Origin of the sequence: Aeromicrobium sp. HA (assembly GCF_027171405.1) — a bacterium.
Lineage (GTDB): Bacteria > Actinomycetota > Actinomycetes > Propionibacteriales > Nocardioidaceae > Aeromicrobium > Aeromicrobium tamlense.
This window is the reverse complement of sequence record NZ_CP114372.1, coordinates 1,380,526-1,400,891: the sequence shown is the minus strand read 5'-3', so window position 1 is coordinate 1,400,891 and position 20,366 is coordinate 1,380,526. Positions and strand designations below refer to the sequence as shown.

Annotated in this window: 14 protein-coding genes and 1 tRNA gene; 6 read left to right on the top strand and 9 right to left on the bottom strand. The window is 69.7% G+C overall.

Translation table 11 applies throughout. The annotated features are described in order from the left end of the window. Nucleotides 1-25: 25 nt before the first annotated feature. Entirely contained in the window at nt 26-625 is a 600-nt protein-coding gene (locus O3S82_RS06920) for a GNAT family N-acetyltransferase (protein ID WP_269306560.1), read from the bottom strand. 286 nt (nt 626-911) lie between these two features. Here O3S82_RS06920 and O3S82_RS06915 point away from each other — a divergent pair, with 286 nt between their 5' ends. Genes O3S82_RS06915 through O3S82_RS06900 form a run of 4 tightly spaced genes read left to right on the top strand, consistent with a single transcriptional unit; the run spans nt 912 to nt 4,868 of the window. After that, the gene (locus O3S82_RS06915) at nt 912-2,180 is read left to right on the top strand and encodes a branched-chain amino acid ABC transporter permease (RefSeq protein WP_269306558.1); all 1,269 of its coding nucleotides are present in this window, start codon (nt 912-914) and stop codon (nt 2,178-2,180) included. Between the two features lie 3 nt (nt 2,181-2,183). Next, nucleotides 2,184-3,179, top strand: coding sequence for a branched-chain amino acid ABC transporter permease (locus O3S82_RS06910; RefSeq protein ID WP_269306557.1), 996 nt, complete (start codon nt 2,184-2,186; stop codon nt 3,177-3,179). After that, nucleotides 3,169-4,077 carry an ABC transporter ATP-binding protein gene (locus O3S82_RS06905; protein ID WP_269306555.1) on the top strand — a complete coding sequence of 303 codons (909 nt, stop codon included), beginning with the start codon at nt 3,169-3,171 and terminating at the stop codon, nt 4,075-4,077. The genes O3S82_RS06910 and O3S82_RS06905 overlap by 11 nt, the downstream gene beginning before the upstream one ends. After that, nucleotides 4,074-4,868: an ABC transporter ATP-binding protein gene (locus tag O3S82_RS06900; protein WP_269306554.1), complete on the top strand. Its 795-nt coding sequence runs from the start codon at nt 4,074-4,076 to the stop codon at nt 4,866-4,868. The genes O3S82_RS06905 and O3S82_RS06900 overlap by 4 nt, the downstream gene beginning before the upstream one ends. A 243-nt stretch (nt 4,869-5,111) precedes the next feature. Here O3S82_RS06900 and O3S82_RS06895 read toward each other — a convergent pair whose 3' ends face one another. Further along, the gene (locus O3S82_RS06895; protein ID WP_269306552.1) at nt 5,112-6,371 is read right to left on the bottom strand and encodes an ABC transporter substrate-binding protein; all 1,260 of its coding nucleotides are present in this window, start codon (nt 6,369-6,371) and stop codon (nt 5,112-5,114) included. Nucleotides 6,372-6,518: 147 nt separating this feature from the next. After that, nucleotides 6,519-7,127 carry an ANTAR domain-containing response regulator gene (locus O3S82_RS06890; RefSeq protein ID WP_269306550.1) on the bottom strand — a complete coding sequence of 203 codons (609 nt, stop codon included), beginning with the start codon at nt 7,125-7,127 and terminating at the stop codon, nt 6,519-6,521. A gap of 28 nt (nt 7,128-7,155) precedes the next feature. Here O3S82_RS06890 and O3S82_RS06885 point away from each other — a divergent pair. After that, nucleotides 7,156-7,238: transfer RNA gene (locus tag O3S82_RS06885), tRNA-Leu, on the top strand. 13 nt (nt 7,239-7,251) lie between these two features. On the opposite strand, the gene pyk is transcribed toward O3S82_RS06885, so the two are convergent. The 4 genes from pyk to miaB all read right to left on the bottom strand — a co-directional run bounded on the left by pyk (nt 7,252) and on the right by miaB (nt 16,649). Then, nucleotides 7,252-8,718 (bottom strand): pyruvate kinase, encoded by a 1,467-nt coding sequence (gene pyk, locus O3S82_RS06880; RefSeq protein ID WP_179424994.1) that lies wholly within the window; start codon nt 8,716-8,718, stop codon nt 7,252-7,254. A 74-nt stretch (nt 8,719-8,792) separates the two neighbouring features. Next, nucleotides 8,793-10,259, bottom strand: coding sequence for a glutamate synthase subunit beta (locus O3S82_RS06875; RefSeq protein WP_269306548.1), 1,467 nt, complete (start codon nt 10,257-10,259; stop codon nt 8,793-8,795). After that, a complete protein-coding gene (gene gltB / locus O3S82_RS06870) occupies nt 10,252-14,790 on the bottom strand; it encodes a glutamate synthase large subunit (protein WP_269306546.1) in 4,539 nt (1,512 codons plus the stop codon). The genes O3S82_RS06875 and gltB overlap by 8 nt, the downstream gene beginning before the upstream one ends. A gap of 374 nt (nt 14,791-15,164) precedes the next feature. Next, nucleotides 15,165-16,649, bottom strand: coding sequence for a tRNA (N6-isopentenyl adenosine(37)-C2)-methylthiotransferase MiaB (gene miaB / locus O3S82_RS06865; protein ID WP_269306545.1), 1,485 nt, complete (start codon nt 16,647-16,649; stop codon nt 15,165-15,167). Nucleotides 16,650-16,729: 80 nt separating this feature from the next. Here miaB and O3S82_RS06860 point away from each other — a divergent pair, with 80 nt between their 5' ends. Continuing rightward, nucleotides 16,730-17,152 carry a DUF6924 domain-containing protein gene (locus O3S82_RS06860; RefSeq protein ID WP_269306543.1) on the top strand — a complete coding sequence of 141 codons (423 nt, stop codon included), beginning with the start codon at nt 16,730-16,732 and terminating at the stop codon, nt 17,150-17,152. A 6-nt stretch (nt 17,153-17,158) separates the two neighbouring features. Here the strand turns inward: O3S82_RS06860 and O3S82_RS06855 are convergent, their stop codons facing one another. Together O3S82_RS06855 and O3S82_RS06850 are read right to left on the bottom strand one after the other, a co-directional pair. Then, nucleotides 17,159-17,797 (bottom strand): DUF305 domain-containing protein, encoded by a 639-nt coding sequence (locus O3S82_RS06855; RefSeq protein ID WP_269306541.1) that lies wholly within the window; start codon nt 17,795-17,797, stop codon nt 17,159-17,161. Next, entirely contained in the window at nt 17,794-20,211 is a 2,418-nt protein-coding gene (locus O3S82_RS06850) for an Ig-like domain repeat protein (protein WP_269306539.1), read from the bottom strand. The genes O3S82_RS06855 and O3S82_RS06850 overlap by 4 nt, the downstream gene beginning before the upstream one ends. Nucleotides 20,212-20,366: the final 155 nt, after the last annotated feature.

Genomic DNA, 20,366 nt, shown 5'->3' with positions numbered 1-20,366 from the left:
GACCCTAGTCGCCCGCGCCGACAGGTCAGCCGCGGACGGCGGCGCGGCGGCGCAGCGAGCGGCGGACGGCCAGCAGGCGGCCCGTCTCGCGGGAGCCGGCGGCCTTCGCGGCCAGCCGGGCGTTGAGCTTGCCGACCGGGATCGCGCGCAGCACGGCGATCTGGTTGAAGCCCAGCTTCGTGAGGTAGCGGTTGGGCTCGCGCGCGTGGGCGGCGGACGAGGCGAGCACGAGCTCGCAGTCCTGCTCCTCGGCGTGCGCGGCCACGACGGCCAGCAGACCCGACGCGATCGACCGGCGGCGGTGGGTGGGGCGCACCTGGAGGTCGGACACGATCATGACCTTGGACATCGTGATCGGGTTCAAGGTGGCAAGGTCGGCGGTCGCCGCGGCGACGATCTCACCGCCCACGAGCGCCACGAAGAAGCGGCGTCGGTGCTCGCGGGCGTTGAACTCGATCGCCTCGCGGGCCTCGGCCTCGGTCGGGCAGCGCCACAGCGCCTGCTGCGTGTAGGCCTCGGACCCCTCGTCCGTCACGGCGTCCGCGCACGCGGCCCACAGCGCGATCAGGGCGGAAGCGTCGTCGACCTCGACATCGCGAATCTCGACGGGCTGACGCAATGCCATCGACGTGGCACCTCCGGGCGGGGGACGGACGGGGACGGGCGACAGCCTACGCCTCCGCCTCGGCTCGTGTGAATGGCTGTCCGACCTCGCAATCGAAACCGAACTGTTACCAAAGGGACCCGCGAGAGACCGGCGGGGAAACGCTCGGATCGCTATGCTCTTCGGGATCGACTCTGGCGTGCCTGACCCCGGTGCGCAGACAGCGACAGGAGAATGCGTGCGACTGCGAACAGCGGCGCTGCTCTCGGTGATCGTTGCCGGACTCGTGCTTCTCGCGAATCCGGCAATGGCTGAGACCACGTCCCCCACACCCGGACCCAGTGCCTCGGCGCCGGCCTCCGATGCCCCCGTCACGGGTCCTGCGATCCGCGTGCGGCTGCTCGACCAGCAAGGCGGCAAGGCGGCCGACGATCCGCCGCCCGTCCCCGGCGTCACCGTGACCGTCGCGGACGACTCGGGCTCCGAGCTCGGCAGCGCCGTCACCAACGACCAGGGCGTGGCCGCGGTCGCGATCCCCGGCAAGGGCACGTACGAGGTCTCGATCGACGAGTCCACGCTCCCCGCGGGCGTGAAGCTGACGGGCAAGAAGACCCTGACGGTGAAGGTCAACCTGGCGTCCGGCCAGAACGTCGCGTTCCCGCTGAACGGCAAGGTCGTCAAGGCCACCCCGTTCGCCGAGCGCCTCGTCGACAGCGTGGTCTCGGGCCTCAAGTACGGCCTCATCATCGCGCTCGCCGCGATGGGCCTGTCGCTGATCTTCGGCACCACGGGCCTGACGAACTTCTCGCACGGCGAGCTCATCACCTTCGGCGCCATCTCGGCGTACGTCCTCAACGTCACCTTCGGGCTGCCACTCATCCTGGCCGGCCTGCTGACGATCGCGATCGGCGGCGTCTTCGGCTGGGGCCAGGACCGCGTGCTGTGGAGACCGTTGCGATCTCGCGGCACGGGCATCATCGCGATGATGATCGTCTCGATCGGTCTGGGCCTGCTGCTGCGCAACCTGTTCCAGTTCTTCTTCGGTGCCGGCACCCGCTCCTACAACGAGTACACCTCGCAGCGAGCGCGTGACTTCGGCCTGTTCGACCTGTCGGACAAGGAGATCGCGATCATGGGCATCGCGATCGTCGCCATCGTCATCACCACGACGATCATGTCCCGCACCCGCCTGGGCAAGGCGATGCGCGCCGTCTCGGACAACCCGGCCCTGTCGGCCTCGTCCGGCATGCGCGTCGACGGCGTCATCTCCTCGGTCTGGACGATGGGCGCGGCCCTCTCGGCCCTGGCCGGCGTCCTGCTCGGCGTCAACAGCCAGGTCAACTTCATGATGGGCTACCAGCTCCTGCTCATGGTGTTCGCCGCGACCGTTCTCGGTGGCCTCGGCACCGTCTGGGGCGCCGTGATCGGCTCCCTCGTCATCGGCGTCATCACCGAGGTCGGCCCCCTGCTGGGCGTGCCCAGCTCCATCAAGGAGGTGGGCGCGCTGATCGTGCTCATCCTCATCCTGCTCATCAGGCCACAGGGCATCCTGGGCCGCGCGGAGAGGATCGGCTGACCCATGGACATCGGCAACATCATCGACGCGGCGTTCTCCAACGCCTTCGGCCCCCAGGCGATCGTCTTCGCGCTCGCCGCCATCGGCCTCAACGTCCACTTCGGCTACACGGGCCTGCTGAACTTCGGCCAGGCCGGCTTCATGGCGGTGGGCGCCTACGGCCTCGCCGTCACCATGGTCCGCCTGGACCTGCCCCTGCTGGTCGGCGTCGCCGCCGGCCTGGTCGCCTCGCTGCTGCTGGCGCTCGTCCTCGGTGTCCCCACGCTGAGGCTGAGAGCCGACTACCTGGCGATCGTCACGATCGCCGCGGCCGAGATCCTGCGCCTGGTGTTCGGTGCCGTCGAGACCAAGAAGGTCTTCGGCGGCTCCAACGGCCTCAACGGCTTCACCGACGGGTGGCGTGACCTCAATCCGTACACCGGCGGACTCGACATCGGCATCGCCTCGTGGGGTCGCAACGACCTGTGGGCCATGACGGTCGGCTGGACCGTCGTGGCGCTGTGCTGCCTGCTGATCTGGGCCCTCATGCGCAGCCCCTGGGGCCGCGTCCTGCGCTCGATCCGCGAAGACGAGGACGCCGTGCGCTCGCTGGGCAAGAACGTGTTCCTGTACAAGATGCAGGCGCTGATGCTCGGCGGCATGATCGGCGGCCTCGGCGGCATCTTCTACGCGCTCAAGCAGGCGTCGGTCGTGCCCTCGGACTACAGCACCAACCTGACGTTCTTCGCCTACACGGCGCTGCTGATCGGTGGCGCGGCCCGCGTGCTGGGTCCCGTCGTCGGCTCCATGATCTTCTGGTTCCTCATCAGTGGCCTCGGCGAGTTCTTCAGCCAGGCCACCTCCGGCGTCGACCCGCTGATCCCGGCCTCGATCATGACTGACACGCAGGCCAGCCTCATCCGCTTTATTCTCATGGGCCTCGGCCTCATGCTGCTGATGATCTTCCGACCCCAGGGGATCTTCGGCGACCGAAGGGAGATCGCGATCGATGCCCGTTGACATCACCAGCGCCCGCGAGGCGCTCGCCGCCCTGCCGAACGATCCGGGCGTGAAGAAGCCCGACCCGATCGTCGTCGGCGACGACATCACCCGCACGTTCGGCGGTCTCAAGGCCGTCGACGTGGAGCACATCGAGATCCAGCGCGGCGTCATCACCGCCCTGATCGGGCCGAACGGCGCCGGCAAGACCACGCTGTTCAACCTGCTCACCGGATTCGACGTCCCCGACACCGGCTCGTGGTCCTTCGAGGACCACTCGCTGGCCAAGGTGCCCGCCTACAAGGTGGCGCGCCTGGGCATGGTGCGCACGTTCCAGCTGACCAAGGTGCTCTCGAAGCTCACGGTCATCGAGAACATGCGGCTCGGCGCCACCGGCCAGCGCGGCGAGAAGTTCTTCCCCGCGATCGTCAAGGCACTGTGGGGCGGTCAGGAGGACGAGATCACCGCTCGTGCCGACGAGTTGCTCACCCGGTTCAAGCTCGATGCCAAGCGCGAGGACTTCGCCGGCTCGCTCTCGGGCGGCCAGCGCAAGCTCCTCGAGATGGCGCGCGCACTGATGGTCGATCCCGACCTGATCATGCTCGACGAGCCGATGGCTGGCGTGAACCCCGCGCTCAAGCAGTCCCTGCTCGGGCACGTGAAGTCGCTCCGCGACGAGGGCCGCACCGTCCTGTTCGTCGAGCACGACATGGACATGGTCCGCGACATCTCGGACTGGGTCATCGTCATGGCCCAGGGCCAGATCGTCGCCGAGGGCACGCCGGAAGCCGTGATGGCCGACCAGCGCGTCATCGATGCCTACCTGGGCGCCCACCACGACAGCGACCTGAGCGAGCTCGACGAGGACGAGCTGGCCCACGAGGTCGAGTCCGAGATCGACGCGGAGGAGAGCCAATGAGCGACGCCATCCCCACTCCCCAGACCCCCGAGTCGGAGCGTCGCAAGCACGCCGAGGGCGCCGACGGCGCCGTCGTGCGCGCCGACAACCTGATCGCGGGCTACCTGCCGGGCGTGAACATCCTCAACGGTGCCGACCTCTACTGCCAGCCCGGCGAGCTGGTCGGCATCATCGGCCCGAACGGCGCGGGCAAGTCCACGCTGCTCAAGGCGCTGTTCGGCCTGGTGAAGATCCACTCCGGCACGGTGACCCTGAAGGGTGAGGAGATCACCAACAAGCGCGCCGACGTGCTGGTCAGCCAGGGCATCGGCTTCGTCCCCCAGACGAACAACGTGTTCCCGAGCCTGACGATCGAGGAGAACCTCGAGATGGGCTGCTACCAGGCCCCGTCGAAGTTCAAGGACCGGTTCGCCTTCGTGACCGACCTGTTCCCCACGCTGGGCCAGCGCGCGAAGCAGCGCGCGGGCTCCCTGTCGGGCGGCGAGCGCCAGATGGTGGCCATGGGCCGCGCCCTCATGATGGATCCGTCGGTGCTGCTGCTCGACGAGCCGTCCGCGGGCCTGTCCCCCGTCATGCAGGACGAGGTGTTCGTCCAGACGCGCAAGATCAACCAGGCGGGCGTCTCGATCATCATGGTCGAGCAGAATGCCCGTCGCTGCCTGCAGATCTGCGACCGCGGCTACGTGCTCGACCAGGGCACCACGGCCTACAGCGGCACCGGTCGCGAGCTCTCCAACGACCCCAAGGTCATCGAGCTGTACCTGGGCACGCTGGGCAAGCAGGCCGGCTGACCCCCGCACCACCGCACGACGAAGCGCCCCGAGTCCGCCGGACTCGGGGCGCTGTCGCGTGGCCCCTGCGAGAGCGGTGAGCTGTCAACCCTTCCGCTCGGGTCCCGGTGCCTCATCAACCGGATCAGAGGTCGATGAGGTTGACCCTGCACCGCTCCCCCGGCCACCGGCGCCCCGGGGACAGGCGAAGGGCCCGGGGCGTGCGCCCCGGGCCCTCCTAGTGCGGAGACTGAGTCAGTCGACTCAGATGTCGCCCGCGATGTACTTGACGGCCTCGTAGCCGCCCTTCGTGTCGTACTCGTAGATGCCGATGGACGCGGACGTCGGGCTGCCCGTGTCGCTCATCTCGATCGGACCGGAGACACCGTCGTAGTCGATGTCCTTGTCGTCGGCCAGCAGGTCAGCGCACTGCTTGAACGTGGTGCACTTCTCGCCGCCCTTCGTGACCTCGACCAGCTCCGACGCGATGGCCTCACCCGAGTCGTTGCCGGCCGCGATGGCCGCCAGCGCCGAGGTGATGACCGCGTCGTAGGACTCCGCCGCGTAGGAGTAGTCCTTCAGCTTCGGGTCGATGGCCAGCAGACGCTCACGGAACTCGCCCGTGGCCTCGGCGCCGGGGACCGTGCCCTTGACACCCTTCAGATCGGCCGCGAACGACTCGGCGGAGTAGTCGGCCACGTTGCCGTCGACGAAGTACGTCGCGACGTCCTGCGGGCCGACGCCCTTGCCGACCAACTGCGGGATGATCTTCTTGGTCTCGTCGAACGCGATCAGCACGACGGCGTCGGGCTTCGCGGCGGCGACGTCGTCGACCTGGGCATCGTACGAGGGAGCCTTCTCGCCGTAGAACGACGTGACGGCGACCTTCGAGCCGGCGGCCTCGAGGCCGGACTTGACCTGCTCGGCCAGCGTCTCGCCGTACGAGTCCTGGCGGGCCAGGATGGCGACGTTCTGGCGACCGTCCTCGACCAGCAGGTTGGCCATGACGGCACCCTGCAGGACGTCGGACGGAGCGGTGCGGAAGTACAGGTCGGGCTCGGCGTACTTGCCCTCGTCGAAGTCCGTCGACGTGTTGGCCGGCGAGTACTGGACGACGCCCGCACCGAGGATCTTGTCGATGACGGTCATCGAGACGCCCGACGACGCGGCGCCGACGATGACGTCGGACTTGGCCTTGATCAGCTTGTCGGCCTCGGCCGGAGCGATGCCCGAGTCGGTGTCGCCCGAGTCGCCCTTGACGTGGCGCGCGTCCTTGCCCAGGACGCCACCGGCCTCGTTGATCTCCTGGACGGCCAGGTCGACACCGGCGAACTCCGGCGGGCCGAGGAAGGCGAGGCTGCCGGTCTGCGGGAGCAGCGAGCCGACGACGAACTCGCCGTCGCCCTTCGCCACATCCTTGTCGTTGTCGTCAGAGCTTTCGTCGCCGCCGCCACAGGCGGCGAGGACGAGTGCGCTGGCGCTGGCCAGTGCGGCCAGACGGAGCGTCGTGGTGGAGCGCTTCATCAATCCTCCGTGTGAGTAATCCGCACGGGTCGGTTCGCCCGGCGCGATGTGACAAGAAACCTAGTCGCCGGACGTTTCCAAATCTCGCATGATGCGTGATTGGGAGGTTTCGTAGCCAACTTGTAACCGTTGCCACACTCGGTGTCGTCACCCCTGCAAAGACGGCCCGTTCTCGATGACGGCCTCGGCCACCTGACGCATCGACAGCCGCACGTCCATGGCCGTCTTCTGGATCCAGCGGAAGGCCGCGGGCTCGCTCAGGCCGAGGGACTCCTGCAGCACCGCCTTGGCCTGCTCGACGACCTTGCGGGTGGCGAGCTGCTCCTGCAGGTCGCCGACCTCGGACTCGAGGGCCCGGAGCTCGGCGTAGCGGCTGCGGGCCATCTCGATCGCCGGCACCAGGTCGGAGGCGGTGAACGGCTTGACGAGGTACGCCATCGCGCCGGCCTCGCGGGCCCGCTCGACGAGCTCGCGCTGGCTGAACGCGGTGAGCATGACGACCGGGGCGATCCGCTCCGCGGCGATCTGCGACGCGGCGGTGATGCCGTCGACGCCGGGCATCTGGACGTCCATCATCACCAGGTCGGGCCGGTGCTCGCGGGCGAGGTCGACGGCGGCCTGCCCCTCGGCGGCCTCCCCCACGACGTCATAGCCCTGCTCGGCGAGCATCTCGGCCAGGTCCATCCGGATGAGGGCTTCGTCCTCGGCGATCACCACGCGCGGCGCGGGGGCGGTCGAGCGTTCTGCGTCGTTCACCCACTAAGGTTATCGGGCACGACGGTGAGCCGGGATGGCGGAATGGTAGACGCGGTGGTCTCAAAAACCACTGTCCGCAAGGGCGTGCGGGTTCGAGTCCCGCTCTCGGCACCCTGACGCCCCGTCAGGCGATGGTCGGCGGGGTCTCCTCGGGGTCGTAGGCCGCGACGACGCGGTTGATCGCGTCGCCCATCTTGTGCACGCGCAGGGCGTTGGTGGAGCCGGGGATGCCCGGAGGGGCACCGGCCACGATGACCACGCGGCGGCCCTGCTCGCAGCGCTGCTGGCCGAGGAGCTCGCGGTCGACCTGGAGCGCGATCTGGTCGGTGTGGCTGATCTCGGGCGTCAGGAACGTCTCGACGCCCCACGTGAGCGCCAGCTGGTTGCGCACGAGCGTGTGCGGCGTGAACGCCAGCACCGGGATCGACGAGCGATAGCGCGCCATGCGGCGAGCCGAGTCGCCCGTGGTGGTGAACGCGATCATGAGGTCGGCCTCGACCGACTCGGCCACCTGCGAGGCGGCGCGGCAGATGATGCCCGTCGTGGTCTTGGGCTGCCACGTGAACGCGGCCATCCGCGGCAGGCCGTGGTCCTCGGTGGAGCCCACGATCCTCGCCATGATGCGCACGGTCTGGATCGGGAACTGGCCCACGCTGGTCTCGCCCGACAGCATCACCGCGTCGGCGCCGTCGAGCACCGCGTTGGCGACGTCGCTGGCCTCGGCGCGCGTGGGCCGCGGGGCCGAGATCATCGACTCGAGCATCTGGGTGGCGACGATGACCGGCTTGGCGTTGCGGCGCGCCTTCTCGATGATGAGCTTCTGCACGATCGGCACGTCCTCGAGCGGCAGCTCGACGCCCAGGTCGCCGCGCGCCACCATGAAGCCGTCGAACGCGTCGACGATCTCGTCGAGGTTCTCCACGGCCTGCGGCTTCTCGATCTTGGCGATGATCGGGCGGTGGACGCCCTCCTCGTCCATGATCGCGCGGACCTCGGCGGCGTCCGCGGCGTTGCGCACGAACGACAGCGCGATGAAGTCGACGCCGGCGCGCAGGGCCCAGCGGAGGTCGTCGATGTCCTTCTCGCTCATCGCCGGGACGCTGACGTTCACGCCGGGCAGGTTGATGCCCTTGTTGTTGCTGACGGCGCCGGGCACCTCGACCGTGGTGACGACGTCGGTGTCGGTGACCTCGGTGGCTCGGAGGCGGACCTTGCCGTCGTCGATGAGGATCTCGTCGCCCGCCTCGACGTCACCCGGCAGGCCGGAGTACGTCGTCGAGCACAGGTCGCGCTCGCCCTGCACGTCACGCGTGGTGATCGTGAAGCGGTCGCCGTAGCTCAGATCGTGGGGGCCGTCGGCGAACCGGCCGAGCCGGATCTTGGGACCCTGGAGGTCGGCCAGGACCGCGATGGCCTTGCCGGTGGCGTCGGCGGCCTGGCGCACGCGCTCGAGGCGCTTGAGCTGGTCGCTCTGCTCTCCGTGGCTCATGTTGAGCCGGGCCACATCCATGCCGGCGATCGCCAGCTCGAGGATGCGTTCGGCGGTGTCGGTCGCGGGTCCGAGGGTGCAGACGATCTTGGCTCTACGCACGTCGTCCAGCCTAGTCCTGCTCCGAACCCAACCGCGAGTCACACGCCCACGCGGCCGGGTCCGGAGCGGACGGGTCAGACCGTGAGCGGTCGCGCCGTGGGCGGGATCGGCTTGGGGAGCGTGGTCGATCCGGTCAGCCACGCGTCCACGCCGGCGGCCGCTCCGCGGCCCTCGGCGATCGCCCACACGATGAGCGACTGGCCGCGACCGGCGTCACCGGCCACGAAGACGCCCTCGACGCTGGACATGTAGTCGAGGTCGCGCTTGATGTTGCCGCGCTCGTCGAGGTCGACGCCGAGCTGCTCGACGACGCCGTCGGTCTCGGGACCGGTGAAGCCCATCGCGAACAGCACGAGCTGCGCCGGGATGACCTTCTCGCTGCCCTCGACCTCCTGGAAGCGGCCGTCGATCATCTCGACCTCGACGATGTGCAGGCCGCTGACGTGGCCGTTCTCGTCGCCGACGAACTCCTTCGTGGAGACGGCGTAGACGCGCTCGCCGCCCTCCTCGTGCGCCGAGGCGACGCGGTAGATCATCGGGTAGGTCGGCCAGGGGTGGGCGTCGGCCCGCTCCTCGCTGGGACGCGGCATGATCTCGAGGCTCGTGACCGAGCGCGCGCCCTGGCGGATCGAGGTGCCGAGGCAGTCGGCGCCGGTGTCGCCGCCACCGATGATGACGACGTCCTTGCCCGTGGCGACGATCTGGTCCTCGACCGTCTCGCCCAGCGCGACGCGATTGGCCTGCGGCAGGAAGTCCATCGCCTGGTGGATGCCCGCGAGCTCGCGGCCGGGGGCCGGGAGGTCACGACGGACGGTGGAGCCGATCGCCAGCACGACGGCGTCGTACCGCTCGCGCAGCTGCTGGCCCGTGATCGCCTCGCCGACGGCGACGCCGGTGCGGAACACCGTGCCCTCGCGCTGCATCTGGTTGATGCGGCGGTCGACGTGCGACTTCTCCATCTTGAACTCGGGGATGCCGTAGCGCAGCAGGCCACCGGCCTTGTCGTCGCGCTCGTACACCGCGACCGTGTGGCCGGCGCGCGTCAGCTGCTGCGCGGTGGCCAGGCCGGCGGGGCCGGAGCCCACGACCGCGACCGTCTTGCCGGTCAGCCACTCGGGCGTCTCGGGCTTGACGTTGTGCATGTCCCAGGCCTTGTCGATGATCGAGACCTCGACGTTCTTGATGGTCACCGGGTCGCGGTTGATGCCCACGACGCAGGCCGTCTCGCACGGCGCCGGGCACAGCCGCCCGGTGAACTCGGGGAAGTTGTTCGTCGCGTGCAGGCGATCGATCGCGTCCTCCCAGTCGTCGCGCCAGACCAGGTCGTTCCACTCGGGGATCAGGTTGCCCAGCGGGCAGCCCTGGTGGCAGAACGGGATGCCGCAGTCCATGCAGCGTCCGGCCTGCTCCGAGATGATCGGCAGCAGGGCTCGGCCGGCACCGCCGGGATAGACCTCGTTCCAGTCGTTCACCCGCTCCTCGACGGGGCGGCGCTCGGCCACCTTGCGGGGCGTGGTCATGAAACCTCGGGGATCAGCCACGGGCTGCCACCTCCATCATGCGTGCAGTCGTCTCGTCCTCGGAGAGTCCTTCCGACTCCGCCGAGGCTTTCGCTTCCAGGACCCGCCGGTAGTTGACCGGCATGATCTCGCTGATGCGAGCCAGGCTCGCGGGCCAGTCGCGGAGCAGCTGCTCGGCCACGGCCGAGCCCGTCTCCTCGAAGTGGCGGCGCACGATCGCCTCCAGCTCGGCACCGGTGGCCTCGGGCACGGGGCGCACCTCGACCATCTCGGGGTTGACCACGTCGTGGTCGAGGTCGAGCACGTAGGCCGACCCGCCGCTCATGCCGGCCGCGACGTTGCGGCCGGTCGGGCCCAGGATCACGACGCGGCCGCCGGTCATGTACTCGAGCGCGTGGTCGCCCACGCCCTCGACGACCGCCGTGGCGCCGGAGTTGCGGACGCAGAAGCGCTCGCCCACCTTGCCGCGCAGGTAGATCTCGCCGCCGGTGGCGCCGAAGCCGATCACGTTGCCGGCCACGATCTGGCCCTCGGCCGCGAACTGCGACTCGCGCGGCGGGCGGACCACGATGCGGCCGCCCGACAGGCCCTTGCCGACGTAGTCGTTGCCGTCGCCCTCGAGGCGCAGCGTGATGCCGCGCGGCACGAAGGCGCCGAACGACTGGCCGGCCGAGCCCAGGAACGTGATGTCGATCGTGTCGTCGGGCAGGCCGGCGCCGCGGTAGCGCTTGGTGACCTCGTGACCGAGCATCGTGCCCACGGTGCGGTTGACGTTGCGGATCTCGAGTTGGGCCCGGACGGGCTCGCCCTTCTCCAGCGCGTCGCCCGCGAGCGCGATGAGCTCGTTGTCGAGGGCGCGGTCGAGGCCGTGGTCCTGCTCCACCGTGCGGCGGAGCGAGGCGCCCTCGGGCAGCTCGGGCCGGAACAGCACGGGCGCCAGGTTCAGCGAGCTGGCCTTCCAGTGGTCGATCGCCTCGCGGACGTCGAGGACCTCCGCGTGGCCGACGGCCTCGTCGATGCTGCGGAAGCCGAGCTCGGCGAGGATCTCGCGGACCTCCTGCGCGATGAACTCGAAGAAGTTCACGACGTACTCGGCCTTGCCGGAGTACTTCTCGCGCAGCGAGCGGTTCTGCGTGGCGACGCCCACGGGGCAAGTGTCGAGGTGGCAGACGCGCATCATGATGCAGCCCGAGACCACGAGCGGCGCCGTGGCGAAGCCGAACTCCTCGCCGCCGAGCAGCGCGGCGATCACGACGTCGCGACCCGTCTTGAGCTGGCCGTCGACCTGCACGACGATGCGGTCGCGCAGCCCGTTGAGCAGCAGGGTCTGCTGGGTCTCGGCCAGGCCGAGCTCCCACGGACCACCGGCGTGCTTGAGGCTCGTCAGCGGGGACGCGCCCGTGCCGCCGTCGTGGCCGGAGATCAGCACGACGTCGGCCTTGGCCTTCGAGACGCCCGCCGCGACCGTGCCGACGCCGACCTCGGAGACCAGCTTCACGTGGACGCGGGCCGACGGGTTGGCGTTCTTCAGGTCGTGGATGAGCTGCTTGAGGTCCTCGATCGAGTAGATGTCGTGGTGCGGCGGAGGGCTGATGAGGCCCACGCCCGGCGTCGAGTGACGCGTCTTGGCCACCCACGGGTACACCTTCGGACCGGGCAGCTGACCGCCCTCGCCCGGCTTGGCGCCCTGGGCCATCTTGATCTGGATGTCGTCGGCGTTCGTGAGGTACTCGCTCGTGACGCCGAAGCGGCCTGACGCGACCTGCTTGATCGCCGAGCGGCGCTCGGGGTCGTAGAGGCGCTCGGGGTCCTCGCCGCCCTCGCCTGTGTTCGACTTGCCGCCGAGGCGGTTCATCGCGATGGCGAGGGTCTCGTGCGCCTCCTGGCTGATCGAGCCGTACGACATGGCGCCGGTGGAGAAGCGCTTGACGATCTCGGAGATCGGCTCGACCTCGTCGATCGAGATGGGCTGGCGGTCCGAGTTGAACTTCATCAGGCCGCGCAGGGTCATCAGGCGGCCGGACTGGTCGTCCACCTTCTGCGTGTACTGCTTGAAGATGTCGTACCGGCCCGTGCGCGTGGAGTGCTGCAGGCGGAAGACGGTGTCGGGGTCGAAGAGGTGCTCCGGACCCTGGCGGCGCCACTGGTACTCGCCGCCGACCTCGAGCAGGCGGCGCGGACCGGCGATGCCCTTCGTCGGGTAGGCCTTGAGGTGGCGCGCGTGGACCTCGTCGGCGATGACGTCGAGGCCGACGCCGTCGAGCTTGCTCGACGTGCCGGTGAAGTAGCGGTCGACGACCTCGTTCGACAGGCCGACGCACTCGAAGATCTGCGCGCCGGTGTACGACGAGACCGTCGAGACGCCGATCTTGCTCATGACCTTCAGGACGCCCTTGCCCAGGCCGTAGGCCACGTTGCGGGCGGCCTTCGTCGGGTCGACGCCCTCGACGTAGACGCCCTCGCGGGCCAGGTCCTCGGCGGTCTCGAGCGCCAGGTACGGGTTGACCGCCGTGGCGCCGAAGCCGATGAGCAGGGCCACGTGGTGGACCTCGCGGACGTCGCCGGCCTCGATCAGCAGGCCGGCCTGCGTGCGCAGCTTCTCGCGCACCATGTGGTGGTGCACGGCGCCGGTCAGCAGCAGCGACGGGATGGGGGCGAGGTCGACGTTGGAGTGACGGTCCGACAGCACGATGATGCGCGCGCCACGGTTGACGATCGCGTCGGACACCTCGGCGCAGATCTCGTCGAGGCGCTTCGCGAGCGCCTCTCCCCCGCCGAGCACGTCGTACAGGCCGCGGACGACGTGCACGCTGAAGCCGGGCATGTCGCCGTCACGGTTCATGTGGCGGATCTTGGCCAGCTCGTCGCTGTCGATCACGGGGAACGGCAGCTGCAGCATGCGGCACGAGGCCGGGCTGGGGTCGAGCAGGTTCTTCTCGGGGCCGATGGTGCCGGCGAGCGAGGTGACGACCTCCTCGCGGATGGCGTCCAGCGGCGGGTTCGTGACCTGCGCGAACAGCTGGCTGAAGTAGTCGAACAGCAGGCGCGGGCGGTCGGACAGCGCCGCGATCGGGGTGTCCGTTCCCATCGAGCCGATGGCCTCCGCCCCGGTGCGCGCGATCGGCGCGACGAGCTTGCGGACCTCCTCCTCGGTGTAGCCGAACACCTGCTGGCGACGGGCGACCGAGGCGTGCGTATGCACGATGTGCTCGAGGTCGGGCAGGTCCTCGAAGCGCACGAGGCCCGAGTACAGCCACTCCTCGTACGGGTGCTCGGTCGCGAGCGAGCGCTTGATCTCGTGGTCCTCGACGACACGGTGCTCGGCGAGGTCGAGCAGGAACATCTTGCCCGGCTCGACGCGGCCCTTGCGGGTGATCGTCTTGGGATCGATGTCGAGCACGCCGGCCTCGGACGCGAGCACGACGAGGCCGTCCTCGGTGATGACGTAGCGGCCGGGGCGCAGGCCGTTGCGGTCGAGGACCGCGCCGATCTGGGTGCCGTCGGTGAAGCACACCGCGGCGGGGCCGTCCCAGGCCTCCATCACGGTGGAGTGGAACTCGTAGAACGCGCGGCGCGCGGGATCCATCTCGGCGTTGTTCTCCCACGCCTCGGGGATCATCATCATCACCGCGTGCGGCAGCGAGCGACCACCGAGGTGCAGCAGCTCGAGCACCTCGTCGAGCGAGGCCGTGTCCGAGCCGTCGGGGCTGCAGATGGGGAACAGGCGCGACAGGTCGCCGGGGATCAGGTCGCTCTCGAGCAGCGCCTCGCGGGCGCGCATCCAGTTGCGGTTGCCGCGGGCGGTGTTGATCTCGCCGTTGTGCGCCAAGTAGCGGAACGGGTGCGCCAGCGGCCAGCTCGGGAACGTGTTGGTGGAGAAGCGGCTGTGCACGATGGCCAGCGCCGACTCCATGCGCTCGTCGAGCAGGTCGGGGAAGAACACGTCGAGCTGCTCGGTCGTGAGCATGCCCTTGTAGACGAGCGTGCGCGACGACAGCGACGGGAAGTAGACGCCCGCCTCGTGGTGCGCGCGCTTGTTGACCGCGTAGGTGAGGCGGTCGAGCTCCAGGCCCGCGACCGAGCGGTCGGGCGTGGTGACGAAGAACAGCTCGAAGGCCGGCATCGCGGCGTAGGCCATAGAGCCGAGGATCGACGGCTCGACCGGAACCTCGCGCCAGCCCAGGACTTCGAGACCCTCCTCGGCGGCGATGCGCTCGACGTCGGCCTTCGCGGCGGTGACGCGCTCGCGCGGCAGGAACGCCATGCCCGCGGCGTAGTGGCCGAGATCGGGCAGCTCGGTCGGGGCGACGCCACGCAGGAACCGGTCCGGCACCTGCATGAGGATGCCGGCGCCGTCGCCGGTGTTGGGCTCGCCGCCGACGGCGCCACGGTGGTCGAGGTTGCGCAGGGCCGTCAGGCCGTGCTGCACCATCTCGTGGCTGGGCACGCCGGTGAGGGTGGCCACGAAGGCGACACCACAGTTGTCGTGCTCGTTGGCGGGGTCATAGAGGCCTTGCGCCGGGGGCGCGGCCGAGAAGAGAGGACGATCCATCGAAAGAACCTGTCGTCGGTGCCAAGGGGAAAGAACTGGGCGAGGACGACATTGGCCTCATCAGCGGATTCAGATTACCTCAACGTTTCGCACGTTCCAGTGAGGCCACCCTCACTCGGGCCTGCAGACGGCGCGCTCACGTGACCGGTTCCCCGGTTACGTGGGTTCCTTGTCACGTCCCGGGGTTTGCGATCCCCGGGAGGTGACAAGGAACCACGCTCAGTGCGCCGCAGCTCTCGGTCTGCGGCCCTGGACGGCGGCTCCGCACTCCCTCGCTGACCTTCCGGGGTTCTCATGCACTCCCCGGGGTTCGCAACCCACGCTCAGTGACAGGAAACCCACGTAACCGGGGAAACCGTCCGCCGGCCGCCGGCTCAGGTGGCGGCGCAGGCGGGCGCCGGCGGCAGCGGGGCGGGGACCCCGACCGACGGCATGCCCAGACCCACCGAGCCGGGCGAGACCGAGGTGCGGCCCTGGCGCGCCTCCCACGCGTCGCCGGCGCGCGTGCGGCGCACCTCGATCGGCGCGTCGTCGGCGACGAGATGGTGCGGCGACGCCTTCGTCACCGTGGTCACCACGAGGTCGCCCGGTCGCACGTCGTGGCCGCCCGGCGTGAAGTGCACGAGGCGGTTGTCGCGGGCTCGGCCGCTCATGCGGTGGGTCTCGGCGTCCTTGCGGCCGCCGGCCTGCGACTGGTCGGAGACGAGCAGCTCGACGACCGTGCCCTCGAGGCGCTGGTTCTCGGCCCACGCGACCTCCGAGACGAGGGCGGCGAGTCGCTCGTAGCGCTCCTGCACGACCGCCTTCGGCAGCTGGTCGGGCAGGTCGGCGGCGGGCGTGCCGGGACGCTGGGAGTACTGGAACGTGAACGCGCTGGAGAAGCGCGCCTTCCGCACGACGTCCATCGTCTCGAGGAAGTCCTCCTCGGTCTCGCCCGGGAAGCCCACGATGATGTCGGTGGTGATGGCGGCGTCGGGCATCTGCGTGCGCACGCGGTCGAGGATGCCCAGGAAGCGCTCCTTGCGGTAGGAGCGGCGCATCGCCTTGAGGATGCGGTCGGAGCCGGACTGCAGCGGCATGTGCAGCTGGGGCATGACGTTGGGGGTCTCGGCCATCGCGGCGATGACGTCGTCGGAGAACGCCGCCGGGTGCGGCGAGGTGAAGCGCACGCGCTCGAGTCCCTCGATCTGGCCGCACGCGCGCAGCAGCTTCGAGAACGCCTCGCGGTCGCCGAACTCGACCCCGTAGCTGTTGACGTTCTGGCCCAGCAGCGTGACCTCGACGACGCCCTCGGCGACGAGCGCCTCGATCTCGGCGAGGATGTCGCCGGGGCGGCGGTCGCGCTCCTTGCCGCGCAGCGCCGGGACGATGCAGAACGTGCAGGTGTTGTTGCAGCCCACGCTGATCGACACCCACGCGGCGAACACGGAGTCGCGCTTCGTGGGGAGCGTGGACGGGAAGACCTCGAGCGACTCGAGGATCTCGACCTGGGACTCCTCGGCAATGCGCGCACGCTCCAGCAGGACGGGCAGCGAGCCGATGTTGTGGGTGCCGAAGACGACGTCGACCCACGGGGCACGCGTGGTGATCGTGTCCTTGTCCTTCTGCGCCAGGCAGCCGCCCACGGCGACCTGCATGCCGGGCTTCTTCGCCTTGAGGCTCGCGACGTGGCCGAGGTTGCCGTACAGCTTGTTGTCGGCGTTCTCGCGCACCGCGCACGTGTTGAACACGACGAGGTCGGGGGTCTCCCCCGATGGTGCCGCGGCGTAGCCCGCCGTCTCCAGCAGACCCGACAGCCGCTCGCTGTCGTGGACGTTCATCTGGCAGCCGTACGTGCGCACTTCATAGGTCTTCGTCATGACCGTCCCATGGTACGTGGGCCGCGGACGCGAGAGTCGACACGCGGTCATCCGAGTCCGACCGACGCTACGGTGGCGCGATGGTCGAGTATCCGAACGGCTCCACGCCCCTGGTCCGCACGTGGTTCGAGGACGAGGAGGCGTGGCAGCGCCTCCTCGCCGAGGCGGTGACGCGCGCCCAGGAGGAGCGGGACGAGTACGCGAACATCGCGATCGTCGACGACTCGGATGCCGCAGGACTCTCCCTTTCCGACCTCGCGGCGCTGCACCCCGTCCCGACGGGCCTCAGCCTCGTGATCGTCGCGGACCGGCGAGCCATGACCGAGGCCGGGCACCCGCTGCTGGTCCTCCTCGCCGACGGCGCCTCCCCGCCCGCGCAGATGCGTGCCGCGGCGGACCAGATCGCCGGCCTCGAGATCAACGTGGCGCTGCTGGCCAACCTCGACTGGGAGGACTTCGCCACGCACGTCGGACCCGACGGCGTGTTCCGCGGCTTCCGCTGACGAGGCTCAGAGCGTCGCGAGGATCTGTCGGAGTCGCGCGACCTCGGCGGACTGCGACGCGGCGACGTCGGCGGCGAAGCCGCGGTTCGTCGTGTCGATGCCGTCGCTGAGCGCCCGGTCGGCCATCGCGAGAGCGCCCTCGTGGTGGGCGATCATGCGGCGGACGAAGAGCTTGTCGAACGCCGTGCCGCGGGCCGCGGCGAGCTCGTCGAGCTGCTCGGGCGTGAGCATGCCCTGCATGTGCGAGGCGTGCTCACCGGTGGCCTCGAGGGGCGCCTCCGGCAGGTCGCGATCACGGAGCCAGTTCTGCATCGTCTCGATCTCGGTGCGCTGCGTGTCGCTGATCCGCTGCGCGAACCCGGCGACCTCGGGGTCCTTCGCGTGCTTCGCCGCCAGCGCGGACATCTCCACCGCCTGCTGGTGGTGCGGGACCATCATCTCCACGAACTCGCGGTCGACCTCGTTGTAGTCGTCCTGCGGGGTCGTGAGGTCGTCCGGGTCGACCGTGCGACTGGACTCCCCCACCTTGCCCGGCACGTTGACGACGGGACCGTCGGGCTGGTCCTCCTCGCCGGAACAGGCCGAGGCCACGGTGAGCGTCAGGACGACGCCCACCGTGGCCACGACACGACGAGCCAAGGTCACCTGGTGACCCGGATCGTCACCTTGGCGCTCTGGGCCGAGACCGACGCGCTGCCGCCGTAGGCGACCGTGGCGCGGTACGTGCCCGCCTTCAGCTTCGGCAGCGTGATGGTCACGGCGCCGTTGCGCAGGACGCCGGCCGCCTTCTTGCCGCCGACGGTGACGGTGACCTTGCCGGTCGGCGTGGTGCCCGTGGCGGTCACCTTCACCGTGAGCTTGCCGCGCTTCGAGGCCTTCACCTTGGTGACCGAGGCCGCCTTGACCTTCGCCGTCGCCTTGAGGACGTCGAACGAGACGACCGAGGACGTCGAGGCCGTGCTGCCCGACGACGACGGCACGAAGGCCGCGCGCAGCGCGTGACGCTTGGCGACAGGGAAGTCGCGCGGGAGCCTCACGCTGGCCTTGCCACCGGACAGCGCCACGCCCTTCGCGATGACGCCGCCACCGTGGCTGAACGTCACGGTGCCCTCGGCGCCCTCACCGGTGACCGTGGCGGTCAGCGTGGCGGGGCTCGAGCCGAAGACCTGCGACTTCGGGCTGACCGACAGGGCCGTCGAGGTGCTGACCGCGGTCAGCTCGACCGAGGCCGCGTACAGGGCCTCGTCCAGCTCGGAGTCGCCGCGGACGACGAACGATCGCGTGCCGACCTTGGCCGAGGCCGGGACGGTCACCGAGAGCGAGGCGGAGCCGTCCGCCTCGGCGCGACCCGTGGCCAGGACCTCGGGCTCGGCGCCCGTGCTCCACACGTCCACGTACTCGCCCTCGTCGAACGTGCCGGCCGGAACCGAGACGGTGACGTCGCGGTCGGTGCCGGCGCGCAAGCTCGCGGGCGAGACCTCGGCCTCGGGGAGCGACCCGAGCGACGGGACGACCGGGGCGGTCTTCCAGTCCCACGTGATGGGCTCCTGCGTGGCGGGGTTGCGGACGTCCTGGCGGTGACGGACGGCGTCGGCGAACTCGTCGCCCTTCAGCTTGAGGACGTCGAGCCCGCGGCCGATCTCCGAGCCGTAGAGGTAGCCGTTGTGGTGGTAGACGGCCCAGTAGCCGCCGAGGACCAGGCTGTTCTCGCCCAGCGAGCCACGATCGAAGTAGCCGATCTCCTGCGGCTTCGTCTGGTTCGAGAAGTCGATCAGCGAGGCGCCGCCCTGGTACCAGGCCTGGACCATGACGTCACGGTCGCCGACCTGGACGATGTTGCCCTCGTGACCGACGCAGTTCTCGCGCGTCGACTGGCGGCGCGGGATCTTGTAGTAGCTGCGCAGGGTCAGGTCGTCGCCCTCGATCGAGAAGATCGCGTTGGCGCCGCGGTACTGCGGGGTGCCGGGCAGGCAGGTGGCCGAGGAGCCGCCGCCGAGCTCGTCCTGGAAGACGACCTTGCTGGCGTCATCGCTGAACTGCGCGGTGTGCCAGAACGCGTAGTTCTCGTCACGGACGCGCTCGGTGACCGCCGGGTTCAGCGGGTCGGAGATGTCGACCATCACACCGTCGCCCATGCACGCCGCGGCGAGCAGACCCTTCGCCGGGTAGGCGGTGAGGTCGTGGCAGCCGTTCGTGGCCGAGGTGCTCGCGCCGCCGTCGACACGGTCTGCCGTCGTGAACGCGGGGTTCTCCGCGTCCCACAGCGAGACCTCCTTGGCGATGTGCGCGCCGGCCGGATCGTCGAGGTCGACCTCGATGATCTCGAGCTGCTGGTGCGGGGGCTTGCAGTAGAACGCCGAGGCCGAGACGTCGTACGCGGCGTTGTACAGGTAGACGCTGTTGTCGTCGCCCGGCTTGGGGACGAGCGTGTGCGTGTGCGAGCCGCAGCGGGTCTTCACGTTGCCGACGTACTGCGGCGAGGCCGGGTTGCTGATGTCGAAGATCCGGATGCCCTCCCACGCGGCGGCGTTCGAGGAGGCGACCGCGGCTGCGCCGCACTCCGACCCGTTGCGCGGCTGGTCGACCGAGAAGAACAGCAGGTCGCCGGCGATCGAGAGGTCGCCCTGGTAGCCGGGGCAGATGGTGTTGGAGACGACCTGCGGGTCCTCCGGGTTGCTCACGTCGTAGGCGACGAAGCCGTTGTAGCTGCCCTGGTAGACGTAGTCGCCCTTGAACGCCAGGTTCGACATCGTCGCCTGGCCCTCCTGCAGCGGGACGTTCTTCACGAGCTCGACGTTGGGCGTGGCCTTCTCCTGGCCGAACGCCAGCGGGGCGGTGAAGTCCATCGGCACGAACGGCACGCCGCCGGGAGCGATGGAGCCGCTGCTCTCGTCCTCGGAGGTGACGTCGGCGCCGGCGCTGGCGCCACCGAGGATGCGGGCCTGCTCACGGGTCTCGGGGACGAGCGGATCGGCGACGGCCGGGGTCGCCAGGGCGCTGAGCCCCAGGGCGATCAGGGCCGCGGCACTGAGGGTGCGACGGAGGGAAACGGGTCTCAAGGCAGGGGTCCTCACTCGGGCTGAAACGTGACGCACGTCTCTTCGATGCGTTGGGCAGATCGTAGGAGAGATTTGTTGCCGGTTTGCTACGGGGTGTCGGACAAGACTCATGTGACCCGTGATGCCAGTGAAAATTGGTGGGGCGATCGGACGCG